This window comes from Halobellus sp. Atlit-38R (genome assembly GCF_003665925.1).
GTDB lineage: Archaea > Halobacteriota > Halobacteria > Halobacteriales > Haloferacaceae > Haloquadratum > Haloquadratum inordinatus.
On record NZ_QXIJ01000177.1, the window covers coordinates 1 to 544 of the forward strand.

General features: G+C 75.9%; 2 pseudogenes. Both read right to left on the minus strand.

Annotation, left to right across the window (positions count from 1 at the left end):
• Positions 1-218: pseudogene (locus D3D02_RS18795) on the minus strand (ribonuclease R); the annotation flags it as partial.
• A gap of 80 nt (positions 219-298) precedes the next feature.
• A pseudogene (locus D3D02_RS18800) lies at positions 299-544 on the minus strand (hypothetical protein); the annotation flags it as partial.

Here is a 544-nt window from a genome sequence, read left to right on the forward strand (position 1 = left end):
AGGTCCTCGCGCTCGTCGATCTCGGCCTCGATCTCCTCGTAGACGCCCTCGGTCCGGGCCTCGGCCTCGCGGAGGACCTCGCTCGGGAACTCGTCGCGGATCCCGAACTCCTCGAACAGTTCCTCGCGCTTCTCCGCGAGTCGGTCCGCGAGCGCCGGTGTGATCGTCACGGGGCCCTGGTCCTCGGCGGACCCCGGCTTCGGCTCGTCGTCTGACATACCTCCACCAACGCGGGTGCGTTAGAAAGGCCTGTCGGGCGGCGTGAGGCGGCGCGCGGCGCCCGCCCGAGCGTCGCCGCTCAGACGGCCGCCGCGAGCAGCGGCGCCAGCGTCGCCCCCGCCACCGCGAGCGCGACCGCGCCGAGGACGACCGGGACCGCCGACGCGCCGACCAGTCGGAGCGCGGTCCGGCGCGCGGTCGCGTCCGAGACGACGAACGGCGCGCCGTCCGCGACCCGCGACTTCACCTCGCCGACCGGCGCGTCCGGGAACGCCGCGGCGTCGCCGACGACCGTCACCTCGTCGCCCGGGCGGAGCGCCCGCTG